Here is a 14,602-nt window from a genome sequence, read left to right as displayed (position 1 = left end):
GAGGTTCCTTACTTCGGTGCCATCCGGATGGCTCCGTCGAGCCGGATCGTCTCGCCGTTGAGGTAGCCGTTGTCGACGATCGACATGACCAGGCGCGCGTACTCGTCGGGCTTGCCGAGACGCTGCGGATAGGGCACCTGCTGTCCGAGCGAGTCCTGCGCCGCCTGCGGCAGGCCCATCAGCATCGGAGTCTCCATGATGCCCGGGGCGATCGTCACGACGCGGATGCCGTAGCGGGCGAGCTCGCGTGCGATCGGGAGCGTCATCGCGTGCACGCCGCCCTTGCTCGCGGCGTACGCCGGCTGCCCGATCTGCCCGTCGAAGGCCGCGACGCTCGCGGTGCTGACGATGACACCGCGGTCGCCGTCCGCGGTCGGTTCTGCCTGGGCCATCGCCGCCGACGCCTGAGCGATGACGTTGTACGTGCCGACGAGGTTCACGCGGATGATCCGCTCGAAGTCCGCAAGGGGCGTCGGCACGCCCTCACGATCGAGGACTTTGGCCGGCGGCGCGATGCCGGCGCAGTTCACCACGACGCGAAGGGAACCGGATGCTGCGGCCGTCGCGACCGCGGAGGCCACCTGCTCCGCATCCGTGACGTCGGCCGGAGCGAACGCTCCCCCGAGCTCCGCCGCGACGTCGGCACCTGCTGACGCGGGCAGGTCGACGATCGTGACCGAGGCGCCCGCCGCCGCGAGCCGGCGGGCTGTGGCCAGGCCGAGGCCGCTCGCACCGCCCGTGACGAGGGCCGAAGCATCCGCCAGATCCATGTGTTCTCCTTCGAACTGATATCGCGTTCCACCATACGTGGAACTGCGTCCCATGTCAGCGTCGTCGCGCGCCTGCGGTCCCACGCTACCCACTGCGCGCCCTGCGGTCACTGGCGGAAGCGTGCCCGCGTGCAGGCCCGATGTGTCTGATCGGGCCGAGATCCCGGCTCCGGCGCCCACGCGCACCAACCGGCCTGCCGGCGGTCACGCTTGCGGCGCCCTCGCGGTGGCGCGTACGCCTTCGAGCGGGTTGGATGGGCGCATGGAGCTGCGTACCAAGCGGGTCTACGACGACCCGGCGCCGGCGGACGGATTCCGCGTGCTGGTCGACCGGCTGTGGCCCCGCGGGCTCTCGAAGGAGCGGGCCGCGCTCGATCTGTGGGCCAAGGACGTCGCCCCTTCGACCGAGCTGCGCCGCGCCTTCCATCGAGACGGCCTGCCGTGGGATGCCTTCGCCGACGCCTATCGCGCCGAGCTCGCCGGCCCGGCCCGAGCGGAGCTCGAGTCGCTGCGCGACGAACTGGCGCGGCATCCCGTCGCCACGCTCCTGTACGGCGTGCACGACGAGCACCACAACCACGCCCTCCTCCTGCGCGACGCCCTCGGACTCTGACCCGCGGCACCCTCGTCCGCTGCCCTGCGGCGCCGCAGGGTCGTACACGCGACCCGCTGTGCCGTTTGCAGGATTCAGGAGGCCTCGTGAAGCGAGGAGCCGCGGAATTCCGCACCCCGAGCAGGCTGGCGCGACGTCGATCCTGACAACGGTACGCACCGGCCCGCAGCAGCGTCGCCGAAACGCGCCCGGTGGGCTCAGAAGGCGGCAGGATGAAGGGCGTGTCGATTCCCCTCGAAGCCGTCGCGGTCCCCGAGCAGGTGCGGCGCCTCGCCGGTGGCGCCGGGCTCGAGCCGGTGTGGGTCAACGATTACGGCGGGCTCACCTTCCGTGCCGACGATGAGCGCTACATCAAGTACGGCCCGCTCAACGCCGAGACCTCGTTCGCCGGCGAGGCGGCCCGGCTGGCCTGGGCGTCGCGCTTCGCGAGGGTTCCGCGCCTGCTCGAGGCGGGCGCCGACGCGACGCACGAGTGGCTGGTGACGGCGGCCCTGCCGGGTGCATCGGCCGTCGACCCCCGGTGGCTGGCCGAGCCCGAGGTCGCCGTCCGCGCCGTCGGCGCGGGACTGCGGGCGCTGCACGACGCGCTGCCGGTCGAGGACTGCCCGTTCGAGTGGTCGGTGCCCTCGCGCATCGCCAGCGCCGCGGCGCGCGGCATCCGGGTTCCGGATTCGCTGCGCGAGGCGCCGACCGTCGAACGGCTCGTGGTGTGCCACGCGGATGCCTGCTGCCCGAACACGCTCATCGGCGACGACGGCCGCTGGAGCGGGCACGTCGACCTGGGCGGTCTGGGCGTCGCCGACCGGTGGGCCGACATCGCCGTGGCGTCGATGTCGACCGCGTGGAACTATGGCGAGGGATGGGAGGACGCCCTCATCGAGGCGTACGGGGTCGAACCCGACCGCGAGCGCCTGTCGTACTACCGAGACCTCTGGAACGCGACATGACCATCATCACCGGGACCGTGACCAAGATCGACGACGCGCCGCATCTGGTGATCCTGCGCCGATTCCCCGCCTCGGCCGACGAGGTGTGGCGCGAACTGACCGAGTCCGAGCGGCTCGAACGCTGGATCGGCCGGTGGGAGGGCGACCCGAAGACCGGCCACGTCACCTTCTTCATGACGTCGGAGAGTCCGGATGCCGAGCCCGAGGAATACACGATCCTCGAGTGCGACCGTCCCCGCCGCTTCGCCGGGGACACGTCGCAGGGAGCCGGCGCGTGGCACCTGTGGTTCGAACTGGCCGAGGAGGCGCCGGGTGACACCGTGCTGACCTTCGGGCAGCGACTGAACCCCGGTGAGGACGTCGGCACGATCGGGCCGGGCTGGGAGTACTACCTCGACAGGCTCGTGGCCGTGCAGGCGGGGCTCGACGCCGGCACGGTCAACTGGGACGACTACTTCCCCGCGCTGCAGCCCGCGTACGAGAAGCTCGTCGCCGCCGACTGACCCTGGGGGACGGGCGGGAGAACCGGTCAGGACCACACGAAGCGGAACGTCCCGGCGGCGACGGCGGCGCCGATCGCGAGCGCCATGATGGCGACTCCGCCGCCGAGCGCCACCAGATCGCGAAGGCCCACGCGCGACGGCCGGGACCACGTTCGCGGGATGCCGGAGCCGAACCCACGGGCCTCCATTGCCATCGCGAGCTTCGTGCCGCGGCGCACCGCGAAGACCAGGAGCACGAAGGCCATCGAGAAGAACCGGCGCACCGCCCCGGTGTCGCCCACTCCGCGCGCACGGCGTGCGAGGCCCATGCTGCGCCAGTCGTCGAGGAACAGCCCGAGGGTGCGTGTGCCGGCCAGGATCCCCAGCACGAACCGCGACGGAAGCCTGGCCACCTGCGCCAGGGCGTCGGCGAGCTCGGTGGGGTCGGTGCGGCCGAACAGCAGGATCGTCGGCAGGCCCAGGGCGAGCACTCTCACGCACACCGCCGCGGCGAGCGCGATCGAGTCGTCGCTGATGGTGGCGTACCAGAACGACCAGTACACGGTGCCGCCGGGCTGCGCATACAGCAGCATGCTGATGCCGGCGATCGGCGCGAACACCAGGATCGGCAGCATCCGCTTCATCACGGTTCCCGGCGCCAGCCCCGTCAGCGGCAGGCACAGCAGCTGCAGCGCGATGGCCACGAGGGCGCTCGTGACGTCGATCGAAGCCAGCAGCGGCACCGAGAGCAGCAGCGCGAGCACGATCTTGGTCACCGGGTTGACGCCGTCGAGCCATGCCGCGGCTCGCTCCGTCCGCACCGGGGCCTCGACGGCGGTCACGACACGACGCCCGTCGCGACCGGGGCGCCGAGGTCGATGCGGTGCCCGCCGAGGTGATGCAGCACGTCTTCGTCGTGCGTGACGGCGACGACGGACGTGCCGGCGGCGATTTCGGACTGCAGGAGTCTCACGAGCTCGATCCATCCGCGGCGATCCTGGCCGAACGTCGGCTCGTCGAGCACGATCACCGGTGGCGCGTCGGCGAGCACCGTCGCGACCGACAGCCGGCGCTTCTGGCCGCCCGACAGGGTGAACGGGTTGGCTGCGGCGAGCGGCGCCAGATGCAGGCGCTCGAGCAGCTCGTCGACGATCACCTCGACGGCGGCGGGCGCGACGCCCCGCGAACGCGGGCCGATCGCCAGCTCGTCACGCACCGTCGATGCGAGGAACTGGTGCTCCGGCTCCTGGAAGACCGTGCCGATGCGGGTGAGCAGCTCGCGCGAGCGCCAGTTCGACGGACGCCGGCCGGATCGGGCGGCCAACTCGCGCGCCGCGACGACCTCTCCCGCCGCCTCGGGAAGCAATCCCGCGAGGGTGAGCGCGAGCGTCGACTTGCCCGCGCCGTTGGGTCCTGTCACGACGGTCGCGGTGGCGCGAGGCACACGCACGTCGAGCCCGGACCGTACGACCGTGCGCCCGTCGCGAGAGATCGAGAGACCGGATGCCGCGAGCACCGGGTCGCGCGACTCGCCGGCCGGCGCGAGCACCGGCAGGTCGACCGGGCGACCGGGGACCCACACCCCCGCGGCGGCGAGCGCGTCGCCGTGCCGGGCGAAGACGTCGTGGGGCGGACCGTCGGCGAGGAGCCCGCCGTCGGCGCCGACCACGATCACGCGGTCCATGAGGTCGGCCCACACCGCGGTGCGATGCTCGATCACGACAAGGGTGGCGCCCGTCGCACGCACGGCGCGCTCGACGCCGGCACGCACCTCGCGCACGCCGTCCGGGTCGAGGTTCGCGGTCGGTTCGTCCAGCAGCAGCACGCCGGGCCGCATCGCGAGGACGCCGGCCAGCGCGAGGCGCTGCTTCTGCCCGCCCGAGAGGGCCTTGGTCGGCCGCGAGGCCGGCACCTCGAGGCCGACCGCACGCAGCGCCTCGGCGACGCGCGCCGGGATGTCGGCGGCCGGTACGCCGAGGTTCTCGCAGCCGAACGCGACGTCGTCGCCGACCTTCGACAGCACGACGCCCGCGTCGGGGTCCTGCAGCACCAGGCCGACGCGCCCGCGCTGGGCTTCGGCACGCGCACCGTCGACGAGCAGCGACCCGGCCTCGTCGCCTTCGTCCGCACCGCCGAGGAGTCCCGCGATCCCGGCGAGCAGCGTCGACTTGCCCGAACCGGAGGCCCCGAGCAGCAGGACGCGCTCGCCGGGCTCGATCGTGAACGACACGTCGCGCACGGCGGCTGCTCTGCGCCCGGCATACCGCCAGCCCCAGCCGGCCGCGGTGATGCGGGCGGGACGGGACTCGCGAGTCGCCGGTGAGCCCGCGCGGGCGGCGGGCCCCGAGGCCGCGTCTGCGCCGACGCGGTCGGGGGCCCCACCCGATGCGCCGGCGGCTGCAGCGGACGCGCTCGCGGCGTCCCGAGCCGGCGCGGGGGCCATCGTCAGACCTCTCGTTGCGCCTCGCGGCCGACCGCGAAGCGGTTGAGAGCGCCCGTCGCGGCGAGCGCACGCACCGCGAGCCACCCGACGAGTCCCGCCAGCACCGCGCCCGACACCACGAGCGAGCCGAGGTAGATGGCGTTGAACTCGGCGGTCTTCAGGATGTTGGGCGAGCTGCCGTAGAAGAGCTCGAACACCCAGGCGCCGGCGGCGGCGCCGACACCGGCGAGCATCGCGACCGGAAGCGTGAAGCGCCGGTACAGGAACAGGGCGAAGATCAGCTCTGCGCCGAAGCCCTGCACCAGACCCGACAGCAGCGTCGACACGCCCCAGACGTTGCCGATGAGCATCGAGACGATCGCGGCGATCACCTCGACCAGCAGCGCGGCTCCCGGCTTGCGGATGACGAGGCCGCCGATCACGCCGCCGATCAGCCAGATCCCGACGGCGAGGCCGCCGAGGCCCGGGGTCAGGCCGTCCATCGCGGTGAACCAGGCGTAACCCACCGTGTTCCAGGCCCAGAAGACGAGACCGAGGGCGACGCCGAGGACCGCGGCGACGACGATGTCGACGACGCGCCAGCGGTAGCGGGACGGTGGCGCCGAAGCGGTCCGGGGGCTTGCGGATGCGGACGTGGACGCGTGCATGTGGACTCCTCCCTGCGCCGGCATGATCCGGATCAGGTTCGACGGTCGAAGCGTGGATCGCTTCCTCTCAGCCCGGCTCACCGGACTCCCGTGGTTGTGGCGATGAGTATACCTCTGCGACGGCAAGGTATCTTGAGCGGGTGACTGTGGATGACGCTCCTGCGCCGACGCGCCGTGCGCGACGGACGCAGACCGGTGACGTCCCGGTGGTCCCGCCCGCCGACGCGGAAGGCGGCATCCTGACCGTCGGCGCCGCGGCGACGGACGCTTCGGTGACCGCCGCTTCGGCGACCGACGCTTCGATTCCGGATGCCGCGGCCCCGGCCAGCAGCACCGCCCCGGTCGTCGCGGTCCCCGAGACATCGACCGTCGCCGCTGTGCCGTACACGACGGCTCCGCCCGTCGGCACGCTGCCCGCGGCGTCCGGTGACGCCGCGCACCCGGTCGCGCTCGCGTGGGTCGACGACACGACCATCGGCCGGACCGCGGCTCCCGGCGACCTCAGCGCGGCCTCGACACCGTACGTGCAGGTCGGCACCGACCTGCTCGCCGACGCCCCTCGCCGCTCACCGCTGCGGGCGGGAGTGGTCGTCCCCACGCTCGTGATCGCGGGGCTCGTGGGCGCCTATTCGGCCACGACGCTCCTGTGGCCACTGCACGCGGTCGCACCGACCGTGGCCGCGATCGAAGTGCAGCCGATCCCGGCTCCGCCGACCGCGCCGGTGTGGCCGGCCGAGGGCAGCGCCGCGATCTCGGTGGGCGGCATCGCGGGGGCCCCGGCATCCGCTCCCGACGCCGACGCGATGGCGAGCATCACCAAGGTCGTCACGGCCCTCGTGGTCCTCGACGAGATGCCGCTCGCGGCGGGAGAACAGGGCCCCGAGTTCCGCTTCACCGGCGCGGATCGCACGCGCTACTGGGAGTACCGCAGCGATGGCGAGTCGGCGCTGGACGTCCCCGTCGGGGGATCGCTCACGCAGTACCAGATGCTCGAGGGCATGCTGATCGGCTCGGCGAACAACTACGCCGACCGCCTCGCCCAGAACCTGTGGCCGACGGACGCCGTCTTCGCGTCGGCGGCGAACACGTGGCTCGCCAACCACGGCGTGCCGGGTGTCACCGTCGTCGAGCCCACGGGCATGGACGAAGGCAACACCGCCAGCCCCGAAGCTCTCATCTCCCTCGCCCAGAAGGCGCTGGCGAACCCGGTCATCGCCGAGATCGTCGCGAAGCCCGTGGTCGAGCTTCCCGGCGCAGGGCTCGTCGAGAACACCAACGGCCTGCTCGCCGATCCGGGCGTCGTCGGGATCAAGACGGGCACGCTGGATGCCTGGAACCTCCTGTCGGCGAAAGACATCACCGTCGGCGACACCACGGTCCGCCTGTACGCGTCGGTGCTCGGTCAGCCCGACGACGAAGCCCGCCTCACGGCATCCCGCGCTCTGTACTCTCAGCTCGAGCAGGAGCTGCAGCTCAAGCCGTCGGTGACGGCCGGCACGGTCGCCGGGCGCGTCGAGACGAGGTGGGGCGATGCGGCCGACATCGTCACGGCCGGCGACGCGTCGGTCGTGCTGTGGAACAGCGGTGCCGGCACCGTCGGCACCACCTACGACCTCGGCGATCAGCGCGACGAGGGCGCCGCGGTGGGCACGCTCACCGTGACCGGGCCGCTCGACGAGACCAGCGTCGAGCTGCAGCTCGCGGACGATATCGACGACCCGTCGCCGTGGTGGCGCCTCACGCACCCGCTGGACCTGTTCGGTCTCAACGGCTGAGCCCCCGGGCCTGCTCCCGCACCTCGCTCAGGCGAAGCGCACGGTCTGCTGCAGGCGGGTGCGCACGTCGAAGACCTCGTTGCCGCCGACGTCGCGCGCGCCGGTGACTCCGCGGCGCAGCACGGTGGCCAGTGCACTGCGCGAGACGATCGCGACCCTCACGCCGCGGACCTTGCCGATCTCGTCGATCGGCTCGAGCACGTCCTCGTCGGGCAGCACGACGATCGCGCCACTGAACCGCACGCCGGCCGCCCGTGCGATCGAGCGCATGCTCGCCAGCAGCTCCGCGATGGGCGCACCCGGAACGCCGTCGCCGACGAACTCGCCGCGGCGCAGACGCACCGGGCCACCGAAATCCTCGGACAGGATGCCGTACAGCCCGCTCGGACCGAGCACGATGTGGTCGATCTTGGCGTCGGGGTCGGCATCCCTCCGCGCCGCCAGGACGTCGTGCCACACGGTGTAGCCCATGCCGAGGTCGGCGACGACGCGCGCCGTGGCCTCCTCGGCGAGCGCGTCGGCGAGGAGGCGCCGCAGATGGTGCGGAGCAGAGCGCACCAGCGCAGGGTCGTACGGGTCATCGATCGCGACCCCTCGGCCCACCCATTCGCGGACGAGGTCGAGATACCGCTCACGCCGCCAGCCGCCGGGATGCCCGTACGACCGCGCACGGGGGCGGGTGTCGGTGCGCGCGGCGGGCGGTCGCCAGCCCGACCACTCCGGGGCCGGCTCATCGCCGAACCCGTGACCTCGGTCATAAGCGGCACGCGCTTCGGGTGTGCCCACGAGCTCCCAGGCCCGTTGCACCTGCACGAAGACGGCGGCGTCACCACCTGTGTCGGGGTGGGTCTGGCGCAACCGCAGGCGGTAGGCCTTGCGCAGCGTCTCGTGGTCGACGCCGGGCTCGACCGCGAGCACCTCGTAGGCCGACGCGGACAGCGGACTGTCGAACACGCACCCTCCCCAGGCTCCCTCTGCCGCGCGCACGCAGCCGGAGATTCAGATTACGGCACCTGCGATAGGGCGGCTCTCAGCGCCGCTCGTGCCGCCGGGCGTATGCGGCCGCGCTGCGGCTCGACAGCGCGAGCAGCACGAGGATGTCGAGGCTCAGCGACAAGAACGTGGTGTGGATCTCGATCTCCTGACCCTGCGCCCACCACGCGATGAACGACGTGCTGATCGACAGCGCGGAGATCACCATGACGATCACGCGCGCCCAGTTGCGGCCGAGGAACACGAAGATCGCCAGCAGCAGATCGACCAGCAGCACAGTGCCGCCCGCCGCGAGCACGAACCACAGGGCCGCCTGGCTTCCTTCCGGGCTCGGGTCGAAGCCGTCCAGCACCGAGTCGGGGTCGGACAGCAGGGCGTCCCAGCCGGTGGCGATCCCGACGAGCACGGCGACACCCGCCAGAACCCGCAGCAGCACGAGCGCCGCGCCCGCGACCGTGCTGGCGGGCCGCGTCATGTCGGGGGCGAAGCCCGTGGGTGTGAGCAGCCGCGCGGCCGGCTCGTACGCAGGGCGCTTCTCCGGCTGCGGGGCGGGCGGGCCGCCCGGCACGCCGGTCATGCGTCCACCACAGAGAGCGCGCGCACGTCGACGATCGGCAGGTCGCCGTCGGTGCGGATGCTGTCGCCTCCACCGTTGCGGGCGTGATAGCCGGTGGCGAAGTCCGAGATGACGTCCACGACCACGCGAGAATCGGCATCCCGGATCGACGACACGATGTGGTCGCGCTCGACGTCGGTGTCGGCGTCGATGCGGTGCGTCACCTGCAGCGTGAACAGCGACAGCCCGACGCTGGTATCGAACGTGCCCGCGGCGAGCCAGTCGACGCGGCGCCCGCCCGGCAGCAGCCACCCCTCGGGGCACTTCCAGAACCGCACGTGATGGCGCTGCGCCGGGTTGCCGTCGACCTCCTGCTGATAGGCGAAGTCCTGCTGCCGTCCGAACAGGAACAGCGGGCTGACCGGGGCCTGGTGATAGCTGCGCCGCCGGATGGTCGACGTGATGATGCGCCATGACGACGCCAGCGTCACCGGATCGGCCTTCGTCCAGCCCGCCTCGCGCAACGCGGTCTCGATCTGCTCGCCCTCGCCGAGGAACGCGAGGTTCACCGGGTCCCCGAGCAACCCGTCGCTCGTGCGGGTGCGGCCGATGAAGTAGTCGGGCACGTAGATCGTGGTGAGGATCCGGTGCAGCCGCGGCAGCACGAGGTACGCCAGCAGCATCCAGAACGCGACGAAGAACGGAAGGCCCCACCAGCCGACGTGGAACGTCTCGGTGAGGCTCAGGTAGGCCAGCCACAGCGCTGCGACGCCGGCGAAGACGAAGAAGAACCAGTCGATCGCGATCCCGACCGAGTACGCGCGGCGGCGGCGGGCCTGCGAGCGGTTCTCGTCGTCCATCGTGTTCAGTCCCAGAGTGGCGTCTCGGGCCGGAAGGCGAGAGCGGATGCCGCGGCATCCGGATCCAGTTCCGCCAGGGTCGCGGGGGTCCAGCGCGGCGAACGATCCTTGTCGATGACCTGCGCGCGAATGCCCTCGGGCAGGTCGGGCTGGGTCATCGCGAACCACATCACGAGCCCGTACTCCTGCGCGAGCGCGTCGCGCAGCCCGGGCAGCTCACGCGAGCGGCGCACCGAAGCGAGGGTGACGGCGAGTCCGGTGGGCGACAGCTCGCCGAGCAGGTCGGCGGTGGCGGATGCCTCCGGCTCGGGCCGCGCCCGCAGGCGCTCGACGATCTCGGCCACGGTGTCTGCGGCGAACGCGTCGTCGATCCACACGCGGGCCTTGGCCAGTTTCGGCGGGGGCGGCGTCTCGTCGAAGAGCAGCACGAGCTCGGTCGGGCTCGACGGGTCGGCGCGCGTCTCGAGGGCGTCGCGCAGACCGTCCAGATTCTCTGAGGGCACGAAATGGTCGGCGAATCCGGCGTAGACGGCGTCGGAGGCATCCATCACCGCTCCCGTCAGACCCAGGTACTCGCCCAGCCGGCCCGGGGCACGGGCGAGCAGCCACGTTCCGCCGACGTCGGGGGTGAAGCCGATGCGGGTCTCGGGCATCGCCAGCTGCGAGCGCTCGGTGACGATGCGGATCGCGGCGTGCCCGGCGACGCCGATGCCGCCGCCCATCGTGATGCCGTCGGCGAAGGCGACGAACGGCTTGGGGTATTCGGCGATGCGCGCGTTGAGGGCGTACTCCTCGCGGAAGAACTGCGCCGTCTCTTCGGCTCGCCCCCCGTTGACCCGCTCGGCGAGCCCCCGAACGTCGCCCCCGGCGCACAGCCCGCGCTCGCCCGCGCCGTCCAGCAGCACGATGTCGACCTCGGTGTCGTGCTCCCACGCGTCCAGCGCCTCGTGCGCCAGCCGGATCATGCCGAGGTCCAGCGCGTTGATGGCTCGCGGGCGGTTGAGCGTGAGTTGTCCCAGTCCCCCGCTCGCACGGGCGAGGACGGTGGGCTCGGCGTCGGCATCGGTCACGAGCGCCACGTTACCGCCCTCCCTCTCCGCGTCGAGCATGTCCTTCCCGCGCCCACCTTGCCGTTTCCGCGCCGAGCGTGTCGGCATGCTCGCCGGCAGAACGACACGGTCGGCGGGAGAACGACAAGGTCGGCGGAGCGGGGGCAGGAGGACGCGTCTCGCGCTGTGCATGCGTGTTCCGCCATGATGGGGAGGATCGGCTCACGATGACGAGAGGTTCGGCATGCCCCACGGACAGTCGCTGGAGTTCTCGAACGTCACCAAGCGCTTCGGCGCCGTCACGGCTGTCTCCGGGCTCACCGCCCGCGTCGAGCCCGGCCGCGTCACCGGATTCCTGGGTCCGAACGGCGCCGGCAAGACCACGACCCTGCGGATCCTCCTCGGCCTGGTGCGCGCGACCGACGGCACGGCGACGATCGGCGGAGTGCCGTACTCCCGCATCGAAAAGCCCCTGCATTCCGTCGGCGCCGTTCTCGAGGCATCCAGCTTCCATCCCGGCCGCACCGCGGCGAACCACCTGCGGATCTACGCGCAAGCTGCGGGGCTCGGCACGGCACGCGTCGACGAGGTGCTCGGGCTGGTGGGATTGACGGATGCCGCGGGCAGAAAGGTCGGCGGATACTCCCTCGGCATGCGGCAGCGCCTGGGGCTCGCGTACGCGCTGCTAGGCGATCCCAGCGTGCTCGTGCTCGACGAACCGGCGAACGGACTCGACCCCGAAGGCATCCGATGGATGCGCGGCTTCCTGCAGCAGCTGGCACGTGAGGGGCGCACCGTCCTGGTGTCGTCGCACCAGCTGGCGGAGGTTCAGCAGACGGCCGACGCCCTCTTGATCATCTCGCGCGGTCAGCTGGTGTTCCAGGGAACGATCGACGAGCTCTCCGACCCGACCGAGCACGCGACGGTGGTGGACGCCCCCGACCGGGCAGCGCTCACGGCCGCACTCGAACGCGCCGGTGTGACGTTCGAGGTCCTGCGGTCCGGCCTGACGGTGCGCGGGATGGATCCGGTGGCCGTCGGCGCCGCGGCGGCCGCGGCGGGTGTCGCGCTGTCGTCGCTGCAGCGGCGCGGGCCGGCGCTCGAAGAGGTGTTCCTCGACCTGGTCAACGGCACCCGCGTCCACGCCAGCGCCGCCGGCGGCCTCGCGATGGTCGAGGCGGGCGTGGCGGTGACGACCCCGGCTCAGGTGGCCGAGGTAGAGACGGAGCCGGTGCCGGGCGAGGGCGCGGCGGCCAGCAGCGAACCCTCGCAGGTGCCGGTCGTCGAGCCGGAGACCGAGGCCGCGCCGATCGCCGAGTCGGAGCCCGAGCCCGAACCGGTGACCGAAGCCGCCCCGGTTGCCGGGCCAGAGCTCGAGCCCGAAGACGCGCCGACGACCGAAGCCACCCGGGGCGAGCCGGCGGGCGAAGAGACGCCCGCAGACCAGGAGCCCGCCGCGACCGAGTCGCCCGAGCCCGTCCCCCAGCCCGCGGACGATCCGGATGGCACCGCGGACGCGGCATCCGGAATCACGCCTCCGGCGGAAGCGCACGCGGCGTTCGCCGTCGCGAGCACCGGAATCATCGATATCGTCCCCCAGGACGACCTGCCGGCCGACTCGGACGAGGACGTCGAGGCCCTCGGCGAGATCGACGAGGAGCTGTCGTCGGAGCGCCCGTGGGAGAACCACGTCAAGACGGAATCCGATGTCGAGGCGGACCGCTTCTTCGGACGGTTCGACGACGAGGAGGAATCGGGCTCCGAGCCGTCGGAAGGCGGCGGCGCCGAGCCCACGGAAGAACCCGAAGCCGCGACCGAGCCCGCAGACGGACCCGCAGCGGAAGCCGAGTCCGAGCCGGAACCGGAGACGGCGGCCGAGCCCGTACCCGCCGACGGATCCGAATCCGCGAACGGACCTGAACCGGGAGCCGAACCCGAGCCCGAGCCCAGCGCCGCGCAGGAGCACGAGCCCGAATCCGAGGCCGCGCCCGAGGCGCCGCAGCCCGAGGGATCGGAGGACCCGGAGGGCGAACGTGTCGAGGCATCCCCTCCCGAGCCGGCGCCCGATGCCGGCCCCGACCCCGACCCCGACAGTGCCGAGCACGACCAGCGCGACGACGCCGAAGGCGGTGAGCAGCGATGAGTCTCACAGCGGCCACGCGTGCCGAGACCACCAAGCAGTTCACGACATCGCTGTGGTGGATCCTCGCGATCGTCCTCGTCGTGTACGTCGGCTTCACCGCGTCGGTGCTCGCCGGGGTGTTCGCCGCCGCCGCAACAGGCGCTCTGGGCGACGGACCGCCGATGGCCGAGGAGGGCCTCGCCCCTGTGCTCTACAGCACGGCGACCGCGGTGGGCTATGTCTTCCCGCTGCTCATCGGCACGCTCATGGTGACGACCGAGTTCCGCCACAAGACGCTGACCCCCACGTTCCTCGCGACTCCGCGCCGGGGCCGCGTGCTCGCGGCGAAGCTCACGGTCGGCGTGCTCATGGGCGCGCTGTTCGGTGCGATCGGCATCGTCGCCTCCGTCGGCGCGTCGGCCGCCTTCCTCGCGGCGTTCGGACTCGACACCGGGTTCGACTCGGTCGACACGTGGGCGATGATCGGGCGGATGCTGCTCGCCTACGTCCTCTGGACGCTCATCGGCATCGGGGTCGGCGCACTGGTGCGCAACCAGGTGGGCGCGATCGTCGGCGTACTGGTGTTCACGCAATTCCTCGAGCCGATCGGGCGGGCAGCGTCCTCCTTCGTGGACGGTCTCGCGAATGTCACGCAATACCTCCCGGGCGCCGCGAGCGACGCCCTGGTCGGCGCGAGCGTGTTCCTGATGGGCGTGCCCGAGGGCTCGCTCGTGCAGCTCGAGTGGTGGCTGGGCGCGCTGGTCCTGCTCGCATACGCCGTCGTGCTGATCCTCCTCGGACACCTGCTCAGCTGGCGACGCGACGTCAGCTGAGCGAAGGCCGGGTCAGACGGCGGGCGCGGGCGCTGGCGCCTTGCGCGGCCGCGCCTTCTTCACCGGGGCCGTGGGCGTCGAACCGGTCTCGGACGCGATGTCGGCGACATCCGCCGGTTCCTCGTCCACCTCCAGACGCAGAGCCTGGACGAGCGCGAGACCGTGACGGGTCGTCACGATGACCCGCTGGAACTCGGGGTGGCCCTCGAGATCGATCACGACGCTCGGACGACGGCGGCGGATCACGGCGAAATCGTCGCCACCGGCAGACCGCCATGTGCCCATCGCGACGACGCCCTTCAGGTGCGTGCCGGGGCTCGGAACGCCGCGCAACCAGGTCCAGGCGTCCTCGGTCAGCTGCACCTTCGTGATGGTGGAGCGCTCGATCGCCACATTCCCCTTGCGGAATGCCATGGCGCGCTCGGCTCCCGACAGCACGACCTCGAGCTGCGTCGAGTCGAGCAGCAGCGTCACCATGGCACTAGTCTGCCAGCGCTGCCGGGCCGATCCGG

15 protein-coding genes and 1 riboswitch are annotated in these 14,602 nt (G+C 72.1%); of the genes, 6 read left to right on the top strand and 9 right to left on the bottom strand.

The window, feature by feature from the left end:
- Window positions 1–8: 8 nt before the first annotated feature.
- On the bottom strand, window positions 9–770 hold the full coding sequence (locus ACLKM7_RS17480; RefSeq protein ID WP_436448573.1) for an SDR family NAD(P)-dependent oxidoreductase: 762 nt from the start codon (window positions 768–770) through the stop codon (window positions 9–11).
- A 262-nt stretch (window positions 771–1,032) separates the two neighbouring features.
- Between ACLKM7_RS17480 and ACLKM7_RS17475 the strand changes: the two genes are divergently transcribed.
- The 3 genes from ACLKM7_RS17475 to ACLKM7_RS17465 all read left to right on the top strand — a co-directional run bounded on the left by ACLKM7_RS17475 (window position 1,033) and on the right by ACLKM7_RS17465 (window position 2,833).
- Window positions 1,033–1,383 (top strand): DUF488 domain-containing protein, encoded by a 351-nt coding sequence (locus ACLKM7_RS17475; protein WP_436448572.1) that lies wholly within the window; start codon window positions 1,033–1,035, stop codon window positions 1,381–1,383.
- Window positions 1,384–1,604: 221 nt separating this feature from the next.
- Window positions 1,605–2,330 (top strand): phosphotransferase, encoded by a 726-nt coding sequence (locus tag ACLKM7_RS17470; RefSeq protein WP_436448571.1) that lies wholly within the window; start codon window positions 1,605–1,607, stop codon window positions 2,328–2,330.
- Window positions 2,327–2,833 (top strand): SRPBCC family protein, encoded by a 507-nt coding sequence (locus ACLKM7_RS17465; RefSeq protein ID WP_436448570.1) that lies wholly within the window; start codon window positions 2,327–2,329, stop codon window positions 2,831–2,833. The genes ACLKM7_RS17470 and ACLKM7_RS17465 overlap by 4 nt, the downstream gene beginning before the upstream one ends.
- A 26-nt stretch (window positions 2,834–2,859) precedes the next feature.
- Here the strand turns inward: ACLKM7_RS17465 and ACLKM7_RS17460 are convergent, their stop codons facing one another.
- From ACLKM7_RS17460 to ACLKM7_RS17450, 3 genes are all read right to left on the bottom strand, one after another.
- Window positions 2,860–3,654 carry an energy-coupling factor transporter transmembrane component T family protein gene (locus tag ACLKM7_RS17460; protein WP_436448569.1) on the bottom strand — a complete coding sequence of 265 codons (795 nt, stop codon included), beginning with the start codon at window positions 3,652–3,654 and terminating at the stop codon, window positions 2,860–2,862.
- A complete protein-coding gene (locus ACLKM7_RS17455) occupies window positions 3,651–5,255 on the bottom strand; it encodes an ABC transporter ATP-binding protein (RefSeq protein WP_436448568.1) in 1,605 nt (534 codons plus the stop codon). The genes ACLKM7_RS17460 and ACLKM7_RS17455 overlap by 4 nt, the downstream gene beginning before the upstream one ends.
- Before the next feature lie 2 nt (window positions 5,256–5,257).
- Window positions 5,258–5,902, bottom strand: a complete 645-nt coding sequence (locus tag ACLKM7_RS17450; RefSeq protein ID WP_436448567.1) for an ECF transporter S component — start codon at window positions 5,900–5,902, stop codon at window positions 5,258–5,260.
- Window positions 5,895–6,004: riboswitch (TPP riboswitch) on the bottom strand. (Overlaps the previous gene by 8 nt.)
- Window positions 6,005–6,042: 38 nt before the next feature.
- Here ACLKM7_RS17450 and ACLKM7_RS17445 point away from each other — a divergent pair.
- Window positions 6,043–7,677, top strand: coding sequence for a D-alanyl-D-alanine carboxypeptidase (locus ACLKM7_RS17445; protein ID WP_436448566.1), 1,635 nt, complete (start codon window positions 6,043–6,045; stop codon window positions 7,675–7,677).
- Window positions 7,678–7,704: 27 nt separating this feature from the next.
- Here the strand turns inward: ACLKM7_RS17445 and ACLKM7_RS17440 are convergent, their stop codons facing one another.
- The 4 genes from ACLKM7_RS17440 to ACLKM7_RS17425 form a co-directional block, all read right to left on the bottom strand.
- Window positions 7,705–8,631 (bottom strand): DnaJ domain-containing protein, encoded by a 927-nt coding sequence (locus ACLKM7_RS17440; protein ID WP_436448565.1) that lies wholly within the window; start codon window positions 8,629–8,631, stop codon window positions 7,705–7,707.
- A 76-nt stretch (window positions 8,632–8,707) separates the two neighbouring features.
- Window positions 8,708–9,247 carry a hypothetical protein gene (locus ACLKM7_RS17435; protein ID WP_436448564.1) on the bottom strand — a complete coding sequence of 180 codons (540 nt, stop codon included), beginning with the start codon at window positions 9,245–9,247 and terminating at the stop codon, window positions 8,708–8,710.
- The gene (locus tag ACLKM7_RS17430) at window positions 9,244–10,086 is read right to left on the bottom strand and encodes an LssY C-terminal domain-containing protein (protein ID WP_436448563.1); all 843 of its coding nucleotides are present in this window, start codon (window positions 10,084–10,086) and stop codon (window positions 9,244–9,246) included. Before ACLKM7_RS17430 ends, ACLKM7_RS17435 begins: the two co-directional genes overlap by 4 nt.
- Before the next feature lie 5 nt (window positions 10,087–10,091).
- Entirely contained in the window at window positions 10,092–11,156 is a 1,065-nt protein-coding gene (locus ACLKM7_RS17425) for an enoyl-CoA hydratase/isomerase family protein (protein WP_436448562.1), read from the bottom strand.
- Between the two features lie 223 nt (window positions 11,157–11,379).
- On the opposite strand from ACLKM7_RS17425, the gene ACLKM7_RS17420 reads away from it, so the two are divergent.
- Entirely contained in the window at window positions 11,380–13,278 is a 1,899-nt protein-coding gene (locus ACLKM7_RS17420) for an ATP-binding cassette domain-containing protein (RefSeq protein WP_436448561.1), read from the top strand.
- Window positions 13,275–14,090 carry an ABC transporter permease gene (locus ACLKM7_RS17415; protein WP_436448560.1) on the top strand — a complete coding sequence of 272 codons (816 nt, stop codon included), beginning with the start codon at window positions 13,275–13,277 and terminating at the stop codon, window positions 14,088–14,090. The genes ACLKM7_RS17420 and ACLKM7_RS17415 overlap by 4 nt, the downstream gene beginning before the upstream one ends.
- A gap of 12 nt (window positions 14,091–14,102) precedes the next feature.
- On the opposite strand, the gene ACLKM7_RS17410 is transcribed toward ACLKM7_RS17415, so the two are convergent.
- Window positions 14,103–14,567 (bottom strand): hypothetical protein, encoded by a 465-nt coding sequence (locus ACLKM7_RS17410; protein WP_436448559.1) that lies wholly within the window; start codon window positions 14,565–14,567, stop codon window positions 14,103–14,105.
- Window positions 14,568–14,602 lie beyond the last annotated feature (35 nt).

Source organism: Microbacterium sp. I2 (assembly GCF_051364985.1).
Classification (GTDB): Bacteria; Actinomycetota; Actinomycetes; order Actinomycetales; family Microbacteriaceae; genus Microbacterium.
Note: the sequence above shows the minus strand (reverse complement) of the source record. Positions and strands in the feature narration are given on the sequence as shown.

What these genes read in the sequence shown, in the direction of transcription:
- ACLKM7_RS17480 (WP_436448573.1), bottom strand. Translation starts at nt 770, where the DNA reads ATGGATCTGGCGGATGCTTCGGCCCTCGTCACGGGCGGTGCGAGCGGC.
- ACLKM7_RS17475 (WP_436448572.1), top strand. Translation starts at nt 1,033, where the DNA reads ATGGAGCTGCGTACCAAGCGGGTCTACGACGACCCGGCGCCGGCGGAC.
- ACLKM7_RS17465 (WP_436448570.1), top strand. Translation starts at nt 2,327, where the DNA reads ATGACCATCATCACCGGGACCGTGACCAAGATCGACGACGCGCCGCAT.
- ACLKM7_RS17455 (WP_436448568.1), bottom strand. Translation starts at nt 5,255, where the DNA reads ATGGCCCCCGCGCCGGCTCGGGACGCCGCGAGCGCGTCCGCTGCAGCC.
- ACLKM7_RS17450 (WP_436448567.1), bottom strand. Translation starts at nt 5,902, where the DNA reads ATGCACGCGTCCACGTCCGCATCCGCAAGCCCCCGGACCGCTTCGGCG.
- ACLKM7_RS17435 (WP_436448564.1), bottom strand. Translation starts at nt 9,247, where the DNA reads ATGACCGGCGTGCCGGGCGGCCCGCCCGCCCCGCAGCCGGAGAAGCGC.
- ACLKM7_RS17430 (WP_436448563.1), bottom strand. Translation starts at nt 10,086, where the DNA reads ATGGACGACGAGAACCGCTCGCAGGCCCGCCGCCGCCGCGCGTACTCG.
- ACLKM7_RS17420 (WP_436448561.1), top strand. Translation starts at nt 11,380, where the DNA reads ATGCCCCACGGACAGTCGCTGGAGTTCTCGAACGTCACCAAGCGCTTC.
- ACLKM7_RS17415 (WP_436448560.1), top strand. Translation starts at nt 13,275, where the DNA reads ATGAGTCTCACAGCGGCCACGCGTGCCGAGACCACCAAGCAGTTCACG.
- ACLKM7_RS17410 (WP_436448559.1), bottom strand. Translation starts at nt 14,567, where the DNA reads ATGGTGACGCTGCTGCTCGACTCGACGCAGCTCGAGGTCGTGCTGTCG.